General features: G+C 64.1%; 9 protein-coding genes. 4 read left to right on the forward strand and 5 right to left on the reverse strand.

All coding sequences use genetic code 11. The annotated features are described in order from the left end of the window. Positions 1-62 precede the first annotated feature (62 nt). Positions 63-1,238, forward strand: a complete 1,176-nt coding sequence (locus tag ACWDX9_RS32365; protein ID WP_449960543.1) for a WD40 repeat domain-containing protein — start codon at positions 63-65, stop codon at positions 1,236-1,238. A gap of 428 nt (positions 1,239-1,666) precedes the next feature. On the opposite strand, the gene ACWDX9_RS32370 is transcribed toward ACWDX9_RS32365, so the two are convergent. Together ACWDX9_RS32370 and ACWDX9_RS32375 are read right to left on the reverse strand one after the other, a co-directional pair. Further along, entirely contained in the window at positions 1,667-1,963 is a 297-nt protein-coding gene (locus ACWDX9_RS32370) for a hypothetical protein (protein WP_449960545.1), read from the reverse strand. A 65-nt stretch (positions 1,964-2,028) separates the two neighbouring features. Beyond that, the gene (locus ACWDX9_RS32375) at positions 2,029-2,175 is read right to left on the reverse strand and encodes a hypothetical protein (protein WP_360694721.1); all 147 of its coding nucleotides are present in this window, start codon (positions 2,173-2,175) and stop codon (positions 2,029-2,031) included. Positions 2,176-2,577: 402 nt separating this feature from the next. On the opposite strand from ACWDX9_RS32375, the gene ACWDX9_RS32380 reads away from it, so the two are divergent. Then, positions 2,578-3,720, forward strand: a complete 1,143-nt coding sequence (locus ACWDX9_RS32380; protein WP_449960549.1) for a DUF5685 family protein — start codon at positions 2,578-2,580, stop codon at positions 3,718-3,720. 693 nt (positions 3,721-4,413) lie between these two features. Here the strand turns inward: ACWDX9_RS32380 and ACWDX9_RS32385 are convergent. Both ACWDX9_RS32385 and ACWDX9_RS32390 read right to left on the reverse strand, forming a co-directional pair. Then, the gene (locus ACWDX9_RS32385; protein ID WP_449960552.1) at positions 4,414-4,941 is read right to left on the reverse strand and encodes a hypothetical protein; all 528 of its coding nucleotides are present in this window, start codon (positions 4,939-4,941) and stop codon (positions 4,414-4,416) included. Between the two features lie 79 nt (positions 4,942-5,020). After that, complete coding sequence (locus tag ACWDX9_RS32390; RefSeq protein WP_449960555.1) at positions 5,021-5,248, reverse strand: hypothetical protein; 228 nt, start codon at positions 5,246-5,248, stop codon at positions 5,021-5,023. A gap of 806 nt (positions 5,249-6,054) precedes the next feature. Between ACWDX9_RS32390 and ACWDX9_RS32395 the strand changes: the two genes are divergently transcribed. Together ACWDX9_RS32395 and ACWDX9_RS32400 are read left to right on the forward strand one after the other, a co-directional pair. Further along, complete coding sequence (locus ACWDX9_RS32395; protein ID WP_449960558.1) at positions 6,055-12,951, forward strand: polymorphic toxin-type HINT domain-containing protein; 6,897 nt, start codon at positions 6,055-6,057, stop codon at positions 12,949-12,951. An 18-nt stretch (positions 12,952-12,969) separates the two neighbouring features. Next, the gene (locus tag ACWDX9_RS32400) at positions 12,970-13,581 is read left to right on the forward strand and encodes a hypothetical protein (RefSeq protein ID WP_449960561.1); all 612 of its coding nucleotides are present in this window, start codon (positions 12,970-12,972) and stop codon (positions 13,579-13,581) included. A 300-nt stretch (positions 13,582-13,881) separates the two neighbouring features. Here ACWDX9_RS32400 and ACWDX9_RS32405 read toward each other — a convergent pair whose 3' ends face one another. Beyond that, positions 13,882-14,697 (reverse strand): hypothetical protein, encoded by an 816-nt coding sequence (locus ACWDX9_RS32405; RefSeq protein ID WP_449960564.1) that lies wholly within the window; start codon positions 14,695-14,697, stop codon positions 13,882-13,884. Between the last annotated feature and the right edge of the window lie 756 nt (positions 14,698-15,453).

Raw genomic sequence — 15,453 nt, forward strand, 5'->3', positions numbered from 1 at the left:
GCGATGCCGTCCGCAGCGCAGCGGCGCATCGCCTGGCTCTACAGGGGGTGGAGTGGCGAGACGTGGACGCCTCTGATGCCCTGAGCTTGGGAGCGGCGGCGGTCAAGGTCCATCCGGACACGCTTACCCGGTCCGCCCTTGCCGACACCTTGCTCTCCAGCCGCCGGATGCCTTTTTACGGCAGCAGCAGTGTCGTGGCGATCGCCTGCAGCGCTGACGGTCGGACGGCGCTGACGGCCGACCTGCACCACGGGCTGGTGCTGTGGAACCTATCCTGGATCGCCCCTGACTATCGATGGACCGCGATGGCCACTCTCAAGGGGCATGACGAGCAAGTGACTGCGATCGGGCTGGCCGCCACGGGGCGTGTCGCGCTCACCGGTGATGGTGGGGGCAAGGTGATCGTCTGGTCCTTGGACGATCACGCTGGCCCGGCCAAGCGCGCGGTGTTGAAGACCGGTGACGCGGGCGGCATTCAGCGTTTGTCATTGACCGCGGATGGCACAGTCGCGTTGGTCGGTACTGATGACGGCGGGGTGGAGGTGTGGAGTCTGGCCACACTCGCCAACCCGGAGCGACTGACAAGACTTGCTCACCCCTCATCGATCAGCGATGTGGCGGTGAGCTCCGACGGGCGTACGGCGGCGGTGGTGAGCAGGGGAGAAGGCTACCTGTGGGACTTGACCGATGCCTCCCACCCCTCTCTTTACACCCGTCTGCCAGGCGTGCGAGGCATTGCCCTCAGTGGTGATGGGCGGCGGGCCATGACAGCCGGCGTGAGCGATGGCGGCACTCAAAGCCCGGTACGCCTTTGGGACTTGGCCGACCGACGCCGTCCGAGGGCGCTGGGCTCGTTGACGACCGATGCCAATAGAGTGGCGATCACTCCAGACGGGCGTACCGCTCTTGCCGGCACTCTGCACGGAGTGACGACGCTCTGGGACCTGCGGAACCCGTCACGTCCTGCCCTGCGCGCCACGCTCAAAGGCCCGGCCAAGGCCATGGAGGATGTGGTGCTGAGCGCCGATGGAGATACCGCGATGCTCGCCACCCCACGCTGGGGTGCCTACTCCTGGAACGTGCGCGGCATATCGGGAGATCCCTTGCGTGATCTATGTGGCTCCGGTGCGGATGTAGCACTCAGTCGGGAACGTTGGGCCGCCATCTCCGGCGGCCAGCAATGGCCCAGCTACTTCGGCGGTCTCGCGAAGTTCGATCCCTGCGACGCTCGCGGGTGAAGAACAGCACGTGGCTGCCCTCCGCTACGTGGTTCTGGTAGCGGAGCCCAGTGGCCGAGGTAGCGCTGGTCCGGTTCTGGGATTCCCAGTGGAACAGGCGCGAGGTCAGGGCAGGACGAGAATCTCCACGTTCTTGTCCCGATCACTCATGGGCAGCAACCGCAGCGCGGCGAAGGCGTTCGTGACGGTCAGACAGGCCAGGCGAAGGAGCACAGCGGATCATCCTGCCGCACGCGCTTCCGTCTCCCGGTGACCGGAGCTCGCGTACGCCACGCGAAGCCCTCGCAGAGTCATGAGCTGGGCGGATGTAATTATCGGCAGGCGCAGTAGGCATCGATCCGGTCCACCCGCCTTCCGCCCCGGCGCCGCTTCTCCGCCTGGCTGCCTGCGCAGCGGCACTCTGGGCCGGGCCGCGTCCCGCCGCGGCCTCAACTGCGCGTGCGGTTCAGCATGACCAGCCCGGCGATGAACGACCCGAGCAGGACCGGTGACAGGATCGCGAGGGCGCCCCACACAACGAGGCCGAGATAGCCGAGCGCGGACGAACTGTGCGTCGGGTCGGCGTCAGCGGCCGCGAACAGCCCCAGGCCGAGGACGACGCCGACCACCGTGAGCGCGATCGGCGTCCACAGGAGCACCTGGGCCCACACACGGTACGTCCGACTGTAGACACGCCGGGCCGCCGGCACATTCGGCCGCGGGGGATACCCGACGGATTCGCTCATGCCCCATTTGTACCAGCCGTGTAGGTCCCGCGCCGCCAGGGCCGGTCGTGGTGGCGCGGGGATCGTTAGTGGGTCGTCATGGGGTACAGGTAGACGTTCGGCGTGCATCCGTACTCGCCCAGTTCCCCCGAGATGCGGTCGAAGTCGGTGAACCGGAAGGACGCGGCGCCGTCGGGCCGCATCGCGACGACGCGGTCGCGCGAAAACACCACGCCGACCGCGACGACGAGCTCAGCGCCCTCGCCGGGCCTGCACCACGTCGACAGAGGGTGTATCTGCTCCGGTGGATGACCCCAAGCTGGTCAGGTGCGGGCCAAGACGTAACGACTTGCCGCTGGCCATCCGTTCTGAGCTTCTAACGGCTTCCGCGGTTGCCCGCGGGTGGTGGTCAGACAAGCGGCGCGGCTGCGCACCGAGCCGGATCCGATCACGGCAAACGATGGCCATGTGGGTACCCGTTGCCCAACGATTTGGTCCTTTTAGGTCGGCAGGCGCAGTGCTCCAGGCCGGTCGGTGAGGGCACCTTCTCCTTCCTGCGGATCCGTTCGCCGCAGCGGTATCTACCGGCGGCCTGGTGCTACGGTTGGCTCTCCAATACGCACATAAGGGGATGTATGTTCGGCATTGTCCGCCCGTGTCGGCACGTCCTGTGCAAAGGGCTCTACGCGGACTGGATGGGCCACCTGTGCGGGCTCTGCCTGGCGCTCCGCGACGAGCACGGACACCTGTCCCGTCTGGTGACCAACTACGACGGCCTGCTCGTGTCCGTCCTCACCGAGGCCCAGTCGCCCACGTCCACGTCGCGCCGGAGGGCGGGCCCGTGTGCGCTACGCGGCTTCAAGGGCGCCGACGTAGTGGAGTCCGAGGGGGTACGGCTGGCGGCCTCGGTGTCGCTGCTCCTGGCGGCCGGCAAGGTGAGCGACCACGTGACGGATGGGGACGGCGTGTACGCCCGCCGCCCGGTGGCCGCCGGCGCCACCCGCCTGGCGGGCCGCTGGTCCTCGGCCGGCACGGCCATGGCCGGCACGCTGGAGTTCGACCCCACCCCGCTGACGGCGGCGGCCGACCGCCAGGCCCTCCTGGAACGCGCCCACGCCCAGGCGCCCCCGAGGAGCAGCGCGGCGCCCGGGTTACGAGAGTTGACGGGGCCTACTGAGGACGCCGTAGCCGCCGCGTTCGCGCACACAGCGGTGCTCGCGGGGAAGCCGCACAACCGGGAGGCCCTGGAGGCGGCCGGTCGCGGATTCGGGAAGCTGGCGCACCTGATCGACGCGGTGGAGGACCTGGCCGACGACCGGGCGTTCGGGGCGTACAACCCGCTGGCAGTCACCGGCACCGGCCTGGACGAGGCGCGCCGCCACTGCGACGCCGCGCACGCCGAGCTGCGCGCCGCCGTGGACGGGCTGGACCTGCCCCGCCCCGGCCTGACGCGAGCCCTGCTGGTGCGGGAGACCGGCAGCGCCGTCTCCCGAGCCTTCGCCATCGCCGGAACGCACGGCACCGGCCACCCGCCCGTCGACCCCGACGCGCCGCCGGGACAACGGCCGCCGAAGCGGGATCCCGGCGGGCTGCTGTCGCTGGCGTGCGCCGCGCTGACCTGCTGCACGTGCGGCCTGTACCGGCCCGCCTGGGACGAGGACCGCGAGGGCTCCTTCTGCGAGCGCTTCGACTGCTCCGGATACGACTGCTGCGGCAACTGCTGCTCCTGCTGCCCGGGCGAGGACGGCTGTTGCTGCGACGGCTGCGGCTGCGACTGACCGCCGCGGGAGTCACGTCAGTAGGGTCTGGGCGATAAGCCCGGTGGCCGATGCCGAAGCGCCCGATCAGGATCGCGACCCCCGGAGCGTGCCGTCAGACCCCAGCACCGGCGGTCAGCCGTGCTCGGTGCGTGCTCGTACGCCCCGTCACGTGCCGTCAGGGCCTGGCCCTACCGGACTTCTAATCCGATGGCCGCAGTGCTCGCAACTCCGATGTCTCCGCTTTCGAGACGAGTCGAGACGAAGCTTGATCTCGTCTTTACGTTCGATCGTTTTGGCGGCCAACACTTGGTTTATCGAAAGCAGTGCGTTGCCAATCATTTGCTGAACATGTACAGAATGCCTTGCCCCCAACCTCGGTAGGGGTGGCGCACGAGTTCTGTGGACTTCGACTGCCTAATCCGACGGTCGCAGGTTCGAATCCTGCAGAGCACGTTTTTGATCATGGTCTGACCTGCGGTTATGCGGGATCGGATGCGTTCTAGAATTTTCGTCTGGCGCTTGCGTGCTCCGTGCGTGCTCGCGCGCACCAACCCCGCACACTATGATCAACATCGGCCTTCTGGGGTGTACCGCTTCAAAATTCATCGCATAGGGCTTGAGCTGGGAGTCCTCCGGAGTGGCTACGCGGCTCGGTGTACTCGTTGATCAGCCCGTCGAGCATCTTGCGGCGTTCGATCCGCCCTTCCAGCGTCACTCGGCTTGTACGGTGCGCACCCATCGCTCGGCGTAGCAGTTCACCTGCGGTGTGCGCGGCGGGGTCTTCACCACTGTCACGCCCGCGCCAGCGAAAACCGCATCGAACACCTTGGTGAACTTGGTATCTCGGTCGCGGATGAGGAAACGGAAGGAACCGACCCGGTCGCCGAGGCCCATGAGCAGGTTGCGGATCTGCTGGACCGTCCACGCTCCGGTCGGGTGGGCGGTCACACCGAGGATGTGAATGCGCCGGGTGGCGATCTCCATCACGAACAGCACGTACAGGCGTCTCACGGAAATTATGTCGACGTGGAAGAAATCGACGGCCAGCAGTCCCTTGGCCTGAGCGCGTAGGAAGGTCCTCCACGAGCTATCGGCGTCTGGGGGAGCCGGGCCGACCCGCCGGCCCCGCAGGATCCGCTGCACGGTCGGTTCACTCGCGCGATAGCCGAGCCGGGCCAGTTCACCATGCACCCGACGGTATCCCCAGGCCGGATTCTCCCGCGCCGGGCGCAGCATCAAGTCCCGGACCTCCTTGATCATCCTTGGGCCGGCCGGATCGGCTCGGATACGTCCACCGATCTCGGATCAAGCGCCGGTGTCAAGCCGGCAGGGTGCCCGGTGTCACCAGCCGATGAGCCCGCGACCTCGGCGGCAGGAGTCGCGTCAGCGCGGCCAGGATCGCTCGATCGGCCCAGTGGGGCTTGGGTTGGACGACCTGACGCCGCAGCACCATGATCTCGGCATCCTTGACCGCCTCGCTTCGGCCCAGGAGTACCAGCCGGCCGAACACAAGGACCACGATCAGATACAGGAGATGGACAGACACGAGAACTGATCTTGCCCATACCACCGCATCAGGTCGATCCGCAGGTCAAGCACCCTGCGATGACTTTCAAAGCGATACAAGCACATTGCGGTGCCAGCGCAGGATGGTGTCCGGCCGGACCAGCAACACAAGGTGCCGGAGTCTTTCCATCGGCAGGCGCTGAAGCAACCCAGCGAGGAGGAACCGATCAGTTGGCGTGAATGTCGATGCTGGCTGGCGGCATCGTGCTGCGCTTCGGCTGGCGCCGAGCCCGAACGGGCCCTGGGCTGGACTCTGCAGCTGTACGGTGCCATCGGCTTGTGGGTGGACCGGCCCGGACGGCGCGCTCTATGACGGCGACTTGCAGGTGGCTCCCGAGGGGCAAGACGTGGCCGCCGCGTCGAGTGGCTGCCTCCTACTGGTGGGCACAGGCATCTGGCTCCGTGGCGCGTCGCACTGCCTGGAGGACGTCCTTGCCCACGTGGATCTCGCGGCGCGCGAGGTCCGCCTGACCGGTGGCCTGGTGGCCGTCGGGTCCAGCTGGCCGAGATCTCCTTCGATAGTCCTTCACGCTTGGCACGGAGAGGAATTGTGATGTAGATCACGGCGCATGTGTGTGGCGACTCTTGGGTCGGCGATAGTCGCCGTTAGCTGCAGATATGTAGCACGACATGAGGTTTGGAACCCAGTGTCCTACTTACATGCCTCTTTACTAACTATGACGTCATGGGGCAGGAGCAGCTGCTGCTGATCATCTTTATGTTGACCTTATAGGTAACAAGGGGCAGCGGTGTCGCCTGCCCTTCGTCTGGTATGGAGGGTGCGGCGTGGGGCTGCTGCGTGCGCGGACTCGGCTGTTGGCAGGCGTCATGATGACGACTGCGGCTGTCATGATCTCTGGTCTCGCTGTTCCGGACCTCGTTCAGCAAGCTGCCGCATCGACTCCCGAACAGACCAAAGAGCCCAGCGTTCCTGGCCGCCCGATCTCTGCCCGCAAGGATGTGACCAAGGGGGCGGAAGAGAAACGATCCGTGGCGAAGCGCGCCAACCCCACGTGGCCGAAGCCCGGCACTGCAGAAGCGAGCGTGCCGACGGTTGGCGGCCAGGTCGCGCTTGCCTCCTTGCCGGTAAAGGTTGGTCCGCCCAAGGACCTGCCGGCTGGTCTCGGTACGGCTCCAGCCCGAAACCGGCGTCCAGGTTCGGTTGAGAAAACACTGAAAGGTAAGAGGGACGGCAAGAAGCCGAAAGAAGAGGCCGCCGTTGTTACGGACCCTTCGACCGATCCTGTCGCCAAGGTGAAGGTGGAGACCTTCGATGACACGACGGCTCGTCGGCTCGGCGGCGTCGGCCTTGCCTTACGGCTCACGCGAAGCGATGGGGCTCAGCGTCCAGGACAACTGTCGATCACGCTGGACTACTCGGGTTTCCGCGACGCGTACGGCGGTGGCTTCGCCTCACGACTGTCGGTCGTGGAGTTGCCCGCATGCGTGCTGAAGACCCCCCTCTCCAAGGATTGTGCGAGAGAGGCAGTACATAAGCGCAGGGCACTGCCGGTATTCAACGACGTAGCCCGTAACGCGCTCACGGCGGTGGTCAAGGCCTTCCCGGCCGCCGAAAGCCTCTCGGCATCTGCTTCGCCGGACGCGGCCAGCGTGTACACGATCGCCAGCACGGCATCATCCACAGCGAGCGACGGCACCGGCTCATTCGAGGCGACCGACCTCAAGCCGTCCGGCAGCTGGCAGGTCGGCCCGTCGAGTGGAGACTTCACCTACTCGTACCCCATCCCGGTGCCGCCCGGCCCTTCGGGCGGCGCGCCCAAACTGTCGTTGGAGTACTCCTCGGCCTCGCTGGACGGACTGACCGGCTCGACCAACAACCAGGCTTCCTGGGCGGGACTCGGGTGGGATCTGGGTGCCGGGTTCATCGAACGCAAATACGACTCCTGCCCCCATGACACCCTCGGCGGAAACCACAGGTGCTGGAACACAGATGACGATCTGACCCTGTCCATAGGCGGCAGGTCCTCACGCATCGTGAAGGACGCCACGTCGGGTGTGTGGAAGACAGTTGAGGACTTCGGCTGGAAAATCGAGTACATAGCGTCCGGGGCGGACTCCGGATTCCCGTACTGGACCATCACCACACAGGACGGGACGAGGTATCGGCTCGGCTACCACCGTGATTCGAGCTGGCAGGTCCCGTATCTGGGACAGAACGAAGGCGCGCCGTGCTACGACAAGCACGCGCTGGAGGGCACGGATGCGTTCTGCCGCTTCCCTTACCGCTGGATGGTGGACCGGGAAACGGATCCCAAAAGCAACGTCATCGACTACACGTACACGGTCGAGGAAAACGACTACTGCCTGATCGACCCCGACTTCACCGGCTACTGCTACGACAACGCGCTGACCTATGACCGCGGCGGATATCTGGCGCAGGTCACCTACGGCGCGAACAGCAACGTCACGGGCTCCAATCCCACCCATCGGGTGGTCTTCAACGTCGTGGACCGGGAGAACACCACCACTGGCTACAGCGACGTCCCAACCGACTTGGTGTGCCCGGAGGTCAAGTGCGCGGTGGGAGCTCCGTCGTTCTTCGTCAGGAAGTGGCTGGACACGGTGCTCACCCAATCCTGGAACAGCCAGACGAATGGCTGGGACGACGTCTCGCGCGTCGAACTGGGCAGGGGCGGAGCGGACGTGGCCTGGCTGGACACCATCCGATTCGTCGGCCTGGCCGGAAACGGCCCCGATGCGGCCCTGCCTCCGGCCCAGTTCGATGGCGTCTACCTCGACAACCGCGACAACTACGACGACGACACTCGGCCACGTATCCGCATGCTGCGCATCGCGGGAGTCGACAACGGCATGGGCGGACGTACCGAGGTCCGCTACGGGCAGCCCTCCGGGTGTGGCCTGACCACATCGACCGCCGCGGTGGATCGCGATGACTCCGGCTGGGACTGCTACTGGGCGGACGAAGGCAGCTACACCGACGTAAACGACGACCATCACTTCGTCGGCTCGGTGTACAACAAATGGCTGGTCACCCAGACCACCGACAAGGATCTGGTGGGTGGCTCGCCCGACGTCATAACCCGGTACCGGTATCTCGGCTCGCCAGCCTGGGGGCGACCTGTCGCCAACTACTACACCGACAGCTGGTGCGCACAGGGCCACCTCACCGGCGACTGGGAATTCGTCTGCGACGTGTGGGGCGGCGAATGGACCGAGTTCCGGGGTTATCCCAGTGTCCGCGTGTTCAAGGGGAGCGGGGACGACCCCGCCGGCTACAGCGTCACCACGTCGTCGTTCTTCCGAGGCCTGTACGACGAGACCCTGGCTGACGGGACTCCGCGGCGTCTGACGGTGACTGACTTCGACGCAACCGCGGTCAACGACGTCCGCGGCCTTGCGGGCAGGACCCTGCAAGAGCAGACCTGGCGCGCCACCGCTACCGCTAATGAGAGCCCGATCGTGGCGTGCGTTTACCCGGAATGGGTGGACGCGGGCCCGCAGTGGTTCCCCAAAGCCGCAGGCGACAAGGTGTCACATAACGGCAGGCAGTGGCAGGCCGTACGGACGACCTCCGCGGAGCCGGGAACGTCCACCGACTGGAGCGACCTCGGCGCCTGCCCCACGATCACCCTCAAGGCGCCCAGCGTGTTCGCCGAAGAAGCCTCGACACGATACGAGTACCAGATCGCGGTGACGGGCGACGGACCCGATATCTCCGATCCACACCTGGTCAACCAGACCAGGCAGGTGGCCAGAGAGAAGGTCTCGTCGGGGTGGCGCTACAGCGAGACCAAGACCGCCTACAACGCTGACGGACTGCCCATCACGGTCAATGATTATGGACAGCGTGGGGTGGCCGCCGACAACTCGTGCGCCGCCACGACGTATGCACGCAATACGTCGTCCGGGGCATGGATGATCTCCTATCCGGCCTCGCAAGAACGTCGAGCCGGGGACGACTGCGCGGCCGGAACGGTTCTCGGGCGAACCATCACCTTGTACGACGGCGCGAGCAGCACGACGTCGAATGCCCCGACCCGAGGAAACGCGACAGAGGTCCGGTCCTACACCAGTTCCACCGATTTCACGACCACCAAGGCGACATACGACGGTTATGGCCGGAAGCTGTCGGCCACCGATCCCTTGAACAAGACCACGACGACGAGCTACACCCCACCAGTCGGCTGGCCCACGAACGGCATGACCGTCACCAATCCGCTCGGGCACACCGTCACCACCTGGACGTCCCCGCAAACGAGTTCGGTGATCGGGGTACGTGACGCCAACGCGCGCGATGTGAACATCGACTACGACGCGCTAGGTCGCGCCTCCACACTGTGGACACCGGCGCAGCCCAAGAGCGCGGGTACTCCGGCGGCTACGATCTCGTACTCCATTCCTGCCGACGCCAACGGCGCGGTCAACGGCCCGGCCAGAACCGCCGTATCCCAGTTGCTTTCCGGATCGGGTAGCACCGCTAAATACCTCACGAAGTACTCCTACGATGACGGGTTTGGCCGCACTCGGGAGAGTCAGACAACTTCGCCCAGTGGTGGCCGTATCGTCTCCATCGTCACCTACGACCCGCGTGGCTTGACGGCGGCTACCAGCGCACCGCTCCACAACTCCGCCCAACCCGGGTCTGGTCTGGCCAATCCGGAGCTCGGTTCCCTGCCTCAGTGGTCCAAGCCGGTCTATGACGGGCTCGGGCGAGTGACCGCTCAAGTTGATATGGCGCTGTCCGCCGAGATACGCCGGACCACCACCGCGTACTTCGGCGACCGTGACGAAGTCACGCCACCGGTCGGCGGGAAGACGGTCAGTCACACCGATGTCGATGACCGAGTCGTCAAGGTCGAGGAATGGAAGGACGCAAGCTCTCACTTCGACACCGCTTACGAGTACGACCTGAACGGCCAACTCGTGAAGCAGGTCGACGCCAACGGCAACGTCCGCACGTTCGGTTATGACCTGCTCGGTCGCCGCCTCACGGGCCACGACCCCGATGCCGGCGCTTTGGAGCAGGAATTCGACGCCGCCGGCCGCTTGAAGTGGTCCAAGAACGGCAACGGCCAGAAAGCGTCCTACACCTACGACGATCTCGGGCGCAGGACCGCCGAGTGGGCTGGCGAACCGGATACGGGGACCAAGCTAGCCGCGTGGGTGTATGACACGGTATCGAAGGGACAGCTATCTTCGGCCACAAGGTTCGTCGGCGGGCAGTCGTACACGGACGCGATCACCAGCTACGACGCGATGGACCGTCCCACGGCCTCGACCTTGACGATTCCATCCACAGAAGGACTCCTGGCCGGGACGTACGACTTCACCACCTCCTACACCCCTTCCGGAGCCGTGGCCGAGTTCGGCATGCCTGCGGCCGCTGGACTCCCCGCGGAAAAGGTGACGTCGACCTACACAGACCTGGGTCTGCCGTACGGCGTGAGCAGCGACCTCGGCACCTACGTCAAGGCCACGCAATTCTCCCCGACCGGCCGACTGGCCGAGCGTTCATACGGAGTCAACGGCCAAGTAAAGCGAGCCCTCACCTGGGACAACAGCACGGGCTGGCTCACCCGCATGGTCACCACGACCAAGGCCGACACTCCCAGCCCTGTCACCGCTCAAGACGACCAGTTCTTCTACGACACGTCAGGGCAAGTCACCCGCATCCTGGACGCGGCCTCCGCGGTGTCCGGCACAACGGTCGGCCAATCTGAGTGCTACTCCTACGACGGCCTGCGCCGGCTGGAGAAGGCTTACACCACGACGGGCTCGTCGTGCGCATCCCCGCCGGACAGCCAAGGAATCGACCCCTACAGCCACACCTACGCTTACGACGCCGTCGGTAACATCACCTCGATCACCGACAACGGCCAAAGCTCGACCTACCGTTATCCCACCCCCGGGGCTTCGTCGATCAGGCCCAACGCGGTCACCTCGATCGATCGTCCCACCGGCACCGACTCCTACAACTACGACAACGCGGGACAACTCGCATCACGCTCAGTCGGCGGCAAACAGGCCACCTTCGCCTGGAACGAACTCGGGCAACTGGAAAAGACCACCGTCGATGGCGTCGACACCGCTATGGTCTATGACGCTGATGGTGATCGCCTGATCCGTCGCGGACCTGACAAGACCGTCCTCTACCTCGGCAGCATGGAAATCGAGTTCACCGAGGGCCGGCTCACCGGAAAGCGGTATTACACCGCCTCCGATGGCGCGACGGTTGCCATGCGTACGGTGGGCGACGGTGTGACCTGGATGATGTCGGGCCTGCACGGCTCGGCCCAAGTGTCGGTCAACGACGCGACAGGCAAGGTCAGCCGCGAGCGGTACCTGCCCTACGGGCAGCACCGCGGGGTTGACGACTTTCCGTTCACGGACCGCGGTTTCCTCGGCAAGACGGAAGACGACAACATCGGCCTGACGCTGCTCGACGCCCGTTACTACGACCCGTCCATCGCCAAGTTCATTTCCACGGATCCGCTTCTCGACCTGGCTCGGCCGCAGTGGGCTAACCCCTACAGCTACGCCGGAAACAGTCCCATAGGTCTGTCCGACCCCACCGGGCTCTCGCCGTGTGTCCAGGCCGACTACAAGAACGTTGCGGACTACCGGGAATGCAAGGAATGGGAACAGCGCAGGCGCGAACAGCAGAAGAACTGCAAGAATCCCAAGTCCAAGCAGTGCCAGGCCTGGCGTAAACGCACTCTCGCGACGACGCTCGAGAGCGAAGCCGCTGGGATTGCCGAGCACCTCTCTCCGCAGTATGGATTCGCCCTGTCGTGCGGCAACACCGGAGCCGACGGCGCGGTCGAATACGTTTGCGCATATAAGTCCGGCAAGGATTATGTTGCGGGGTTCTTCTTCCTGTTCTTCCCGCTCGACGAGATCGACAAATGCCTGGGCAGCAAGGATGCCGGCGGCTGCTTCGAGGCTATGCTCGACGCTGTTCCGGCCGCAAAGCTGGCGAAGTATGCTAAGGCATACAAAAAAATAGGCTGTAATAGCTTCGTTCCCGGCACGTTGGTGCTCATGGCCGACGGGAGCCACAAGCTAATCGAAGATGTTCAGGTTGGCGACCGGGTAATTGCCGCCGATCCGCAGACCGGTAAAGTGGAAGCCAAACCCGTTATTGCGCTGATCGCAGGGGAGGGGAGTAAAAACCTCGTACAGATCGCGGTGGACATCGACGGCGACAAAGGCGATGCCATAGGGGTGGTGATCGCTACTGACGCTCACCCCATGTGGGTTGCCAGCGCGAGGCGATGGGTGGACGCAGGAAAGCTCAGTCCAGGGATGCTCCTCCGGACGGCTTCCGGCGGCTATGCTCGAGTCACCGCGATCAGCACCTGGACGGCAATCCAGCAGGTGTACAACCTCACCATCGAAGACTTCCACACCTACTATGTGCTTGCAGGAGACCAAGCGGTCCTCGTCCACAACGACGATCCAGTAGTACCGAATATCGTAAAGAAGATTCTTGAGGGAATTCTGGATGGAACGCTGAAGCCAGAGAAGGACGGCGGCCCACATATCTATCGTGGCGGCAATAATAGGAAGACAGCGTGGTGGAAGGACGCCGATATTTATGAGCTTGAGGGGAACAACAGATATCGGGTCCTTGTGAAGGATGGCAAGTTTGGCTGGATAGACAATCATAACTACAACAAGATTATGGATTTGGGGTGCTGATGGCGAGAGGAGGGAGCCGTGAATGAGGCGCTGGTTGCGAGGCTGATGGCGGAGTTTGGAATGAAGTTCCTCGGCCTCATGCGCGGGACGGGGATCCCTGCCTGCATCGCGGGAATGACGACAACCTGCAGTCCGGAGGAGGGGCGGCGCGACCGGGTCGTTGATCGTGACGACCCGGATCGGGTTGCGAAATTCAACGCCGACTGGTACGAGCTGGCGACTGAGTTCGGACTTTTCTCAGCAGAGCGCCGGTTTCTAGTCCTGCTAACTCCTGCCATCGATCCTGTCTTCGATCGGGCTCGCGAGGAAGCCGAAGACTGGAGAAACCCCATATGGTGGGAATGTATGTGGGGGCTGGCGGAGTTGATGGAGGTCTGGGATCTCGCGGGGGCCGGAGCAGAATCTGGCGTCCTAGGGTCCGGACACGGTTATCCGGGATTTACCATGTCAGCCGTGGACGGGTCGGTCTTCGTTAAGGGAACAGTATGGCAATACAGTATTGGCACCGCCGTGTTGCCCATGCCTCATCGTTCGCCGACACTTCGGGATCTGGCTCGCCGAAATCTAGGCACGCGGACGGCTGCAGAGAACGATGACATGCTGGCGTGGCTTGCTCGGGGAAGAGATTGAGTTTCAGGGTTTGACGGCTATGGTGCCGGACTGCTTGCGTCATCTTGTTTCCGAGGGCGGCCTGGTGCAGGGTTTCGTGGGCTTGGTGCTGCGGTCGAGGAGTACGTGGTGGCATGACTGAACCCATCGCTTCATGATGGAGTTCATGCGCGGCATCTGGATGGTCGCTTTCAGCACGATCGTGTCGTGACAGCGCACGATTCTGAACCAGCCAGTGCGACGGCGCAATTTTCGGCACCCACAGCATTGCCGCAGTTCAAGGAGAGTGTGGAGTGGTGGAGCGCTACAGGCACGAGTAGGTCAGCGCGGTGGTGTCGGATACAGACCGTCCGGGTCGAGTTCACCGTATGTTGCTACTTGGTCCTCAGGGGGTGATTGGATGTCTGCCTTGATGCCCCACCTGGATAGCCGGATGTCCTCAGTGGTCGGGAATCGCTCGTCGGCCTCAACGAAGCCTGGAGCGATGATCGGCTCGTTGTAAGAGCTCCGGCATCGGCGTACGAGCTGGTCCTGACCGAGCCACAGCCGCCATGCCACGGGGATCTTCGCGTACTTGCCCGTGGGTTTACTGTCGAGCGGGATTCGAACGTCGGGGTTCACCTTGTACAGCTCGCCCAGGGTGATTCGCCCCTGGTAGAGCGTGGTGCGAACCTGGTCGTACCTCCCTGCCGGACGCTTAACCGTGGCGGTTGCCAGAACGGCCTTCAAGGTGGCCGGATGGCTCAGCTCGATCGGTCCGCACTTCAACGCTAGTTTGCTCGGAGCGGGGGCCAGGAGCCAGCTCTTCCCCGCGGGGAGCGCATTGTCGGGTGGGTACTCCTGCGTGTAGTAACGGTCCGGGAAGCGGAGGAGCCGTGACTTTGGGCCGGTTCCAGGGTCGCGATAGACCACGTTTGTTGCTACGACTTTTCCCTTGCCGAACTCCGCGATGCCGGTGGAGCGGTCAACCATCTTGGTGTTTTTCGCAGGGTCGAGCGTATAGCTGCGCAATTGCGAGATCTTCACGCCGTGGCCGTCCACGAGTTGACGGTTCAATGCGGTGACCGGGTCGATCTGTGCGTGCGCGCTCATCTCCAGACCGAAGGTCAAGGCTGATACCGCCGACAGAGCCGCCATCGTAGCTATCCACGGCCTGATCACGGATGGCTCCTCCCATTGGCCCCATGGAAATCAAGGTCTGCCGGGATCTTCACAGACTAAGATCTCGAGTTGATCACAATTTCACCGCTCCGGACACCGCTGAGCGTCTCTAGGGTCGGGAAGCGATCCTCTCGCATCTGGGAAGGAACCTTCGGGAACCTGATCAATCCCAGCTCGTACCCACTTGTCAACGCCTACTGCAGATTCGTGGCGGCGTATTTCACCCGGACGGGCCACGCCGTCGTTGATCGGATCGCCGGTGGTGATGTGCTCGCGGTCGGCCGAGAGGGTGACGGAGCTTCAGCCAGCATCGTCGCTCTATCTGCCTGGGGTGGGGGCGGAGGAAGCCAACGTGACAGCGAAGGCTGGCTGCTACGGAGATGCGCATGGACACGAGCAAGCAGTTCAGTGGGGGATTGGATGACCACCATGAGCGCCTCATGCCACAGTGAAGATCAACAGCTTGTCACGGTTACGGAGTGTTACGCACCACATAGGGCTGTTTTCTGATTTGTGATGATCGCGCGCCTTGTCGGATTGGTCGGATTTTCTTACGTTGATCGTCGGAACATGATCGGCTCCGAGCCGAGTGGGCAGAGCATCTCTGTGCTGCGGCGAAGAGCGACGGCTGGTGCCTGGGCGTTCCCCCTTGGACGTGGACACCTTGGAGACTGGATCTTGAGGTCCAGGGGAAGAGATGTCCTTGATGGTGATGAAGAACTACCCGCCTGA

Source organism: Nonomuraea sp. NPDC003201 (assembly GCF_053590415.1).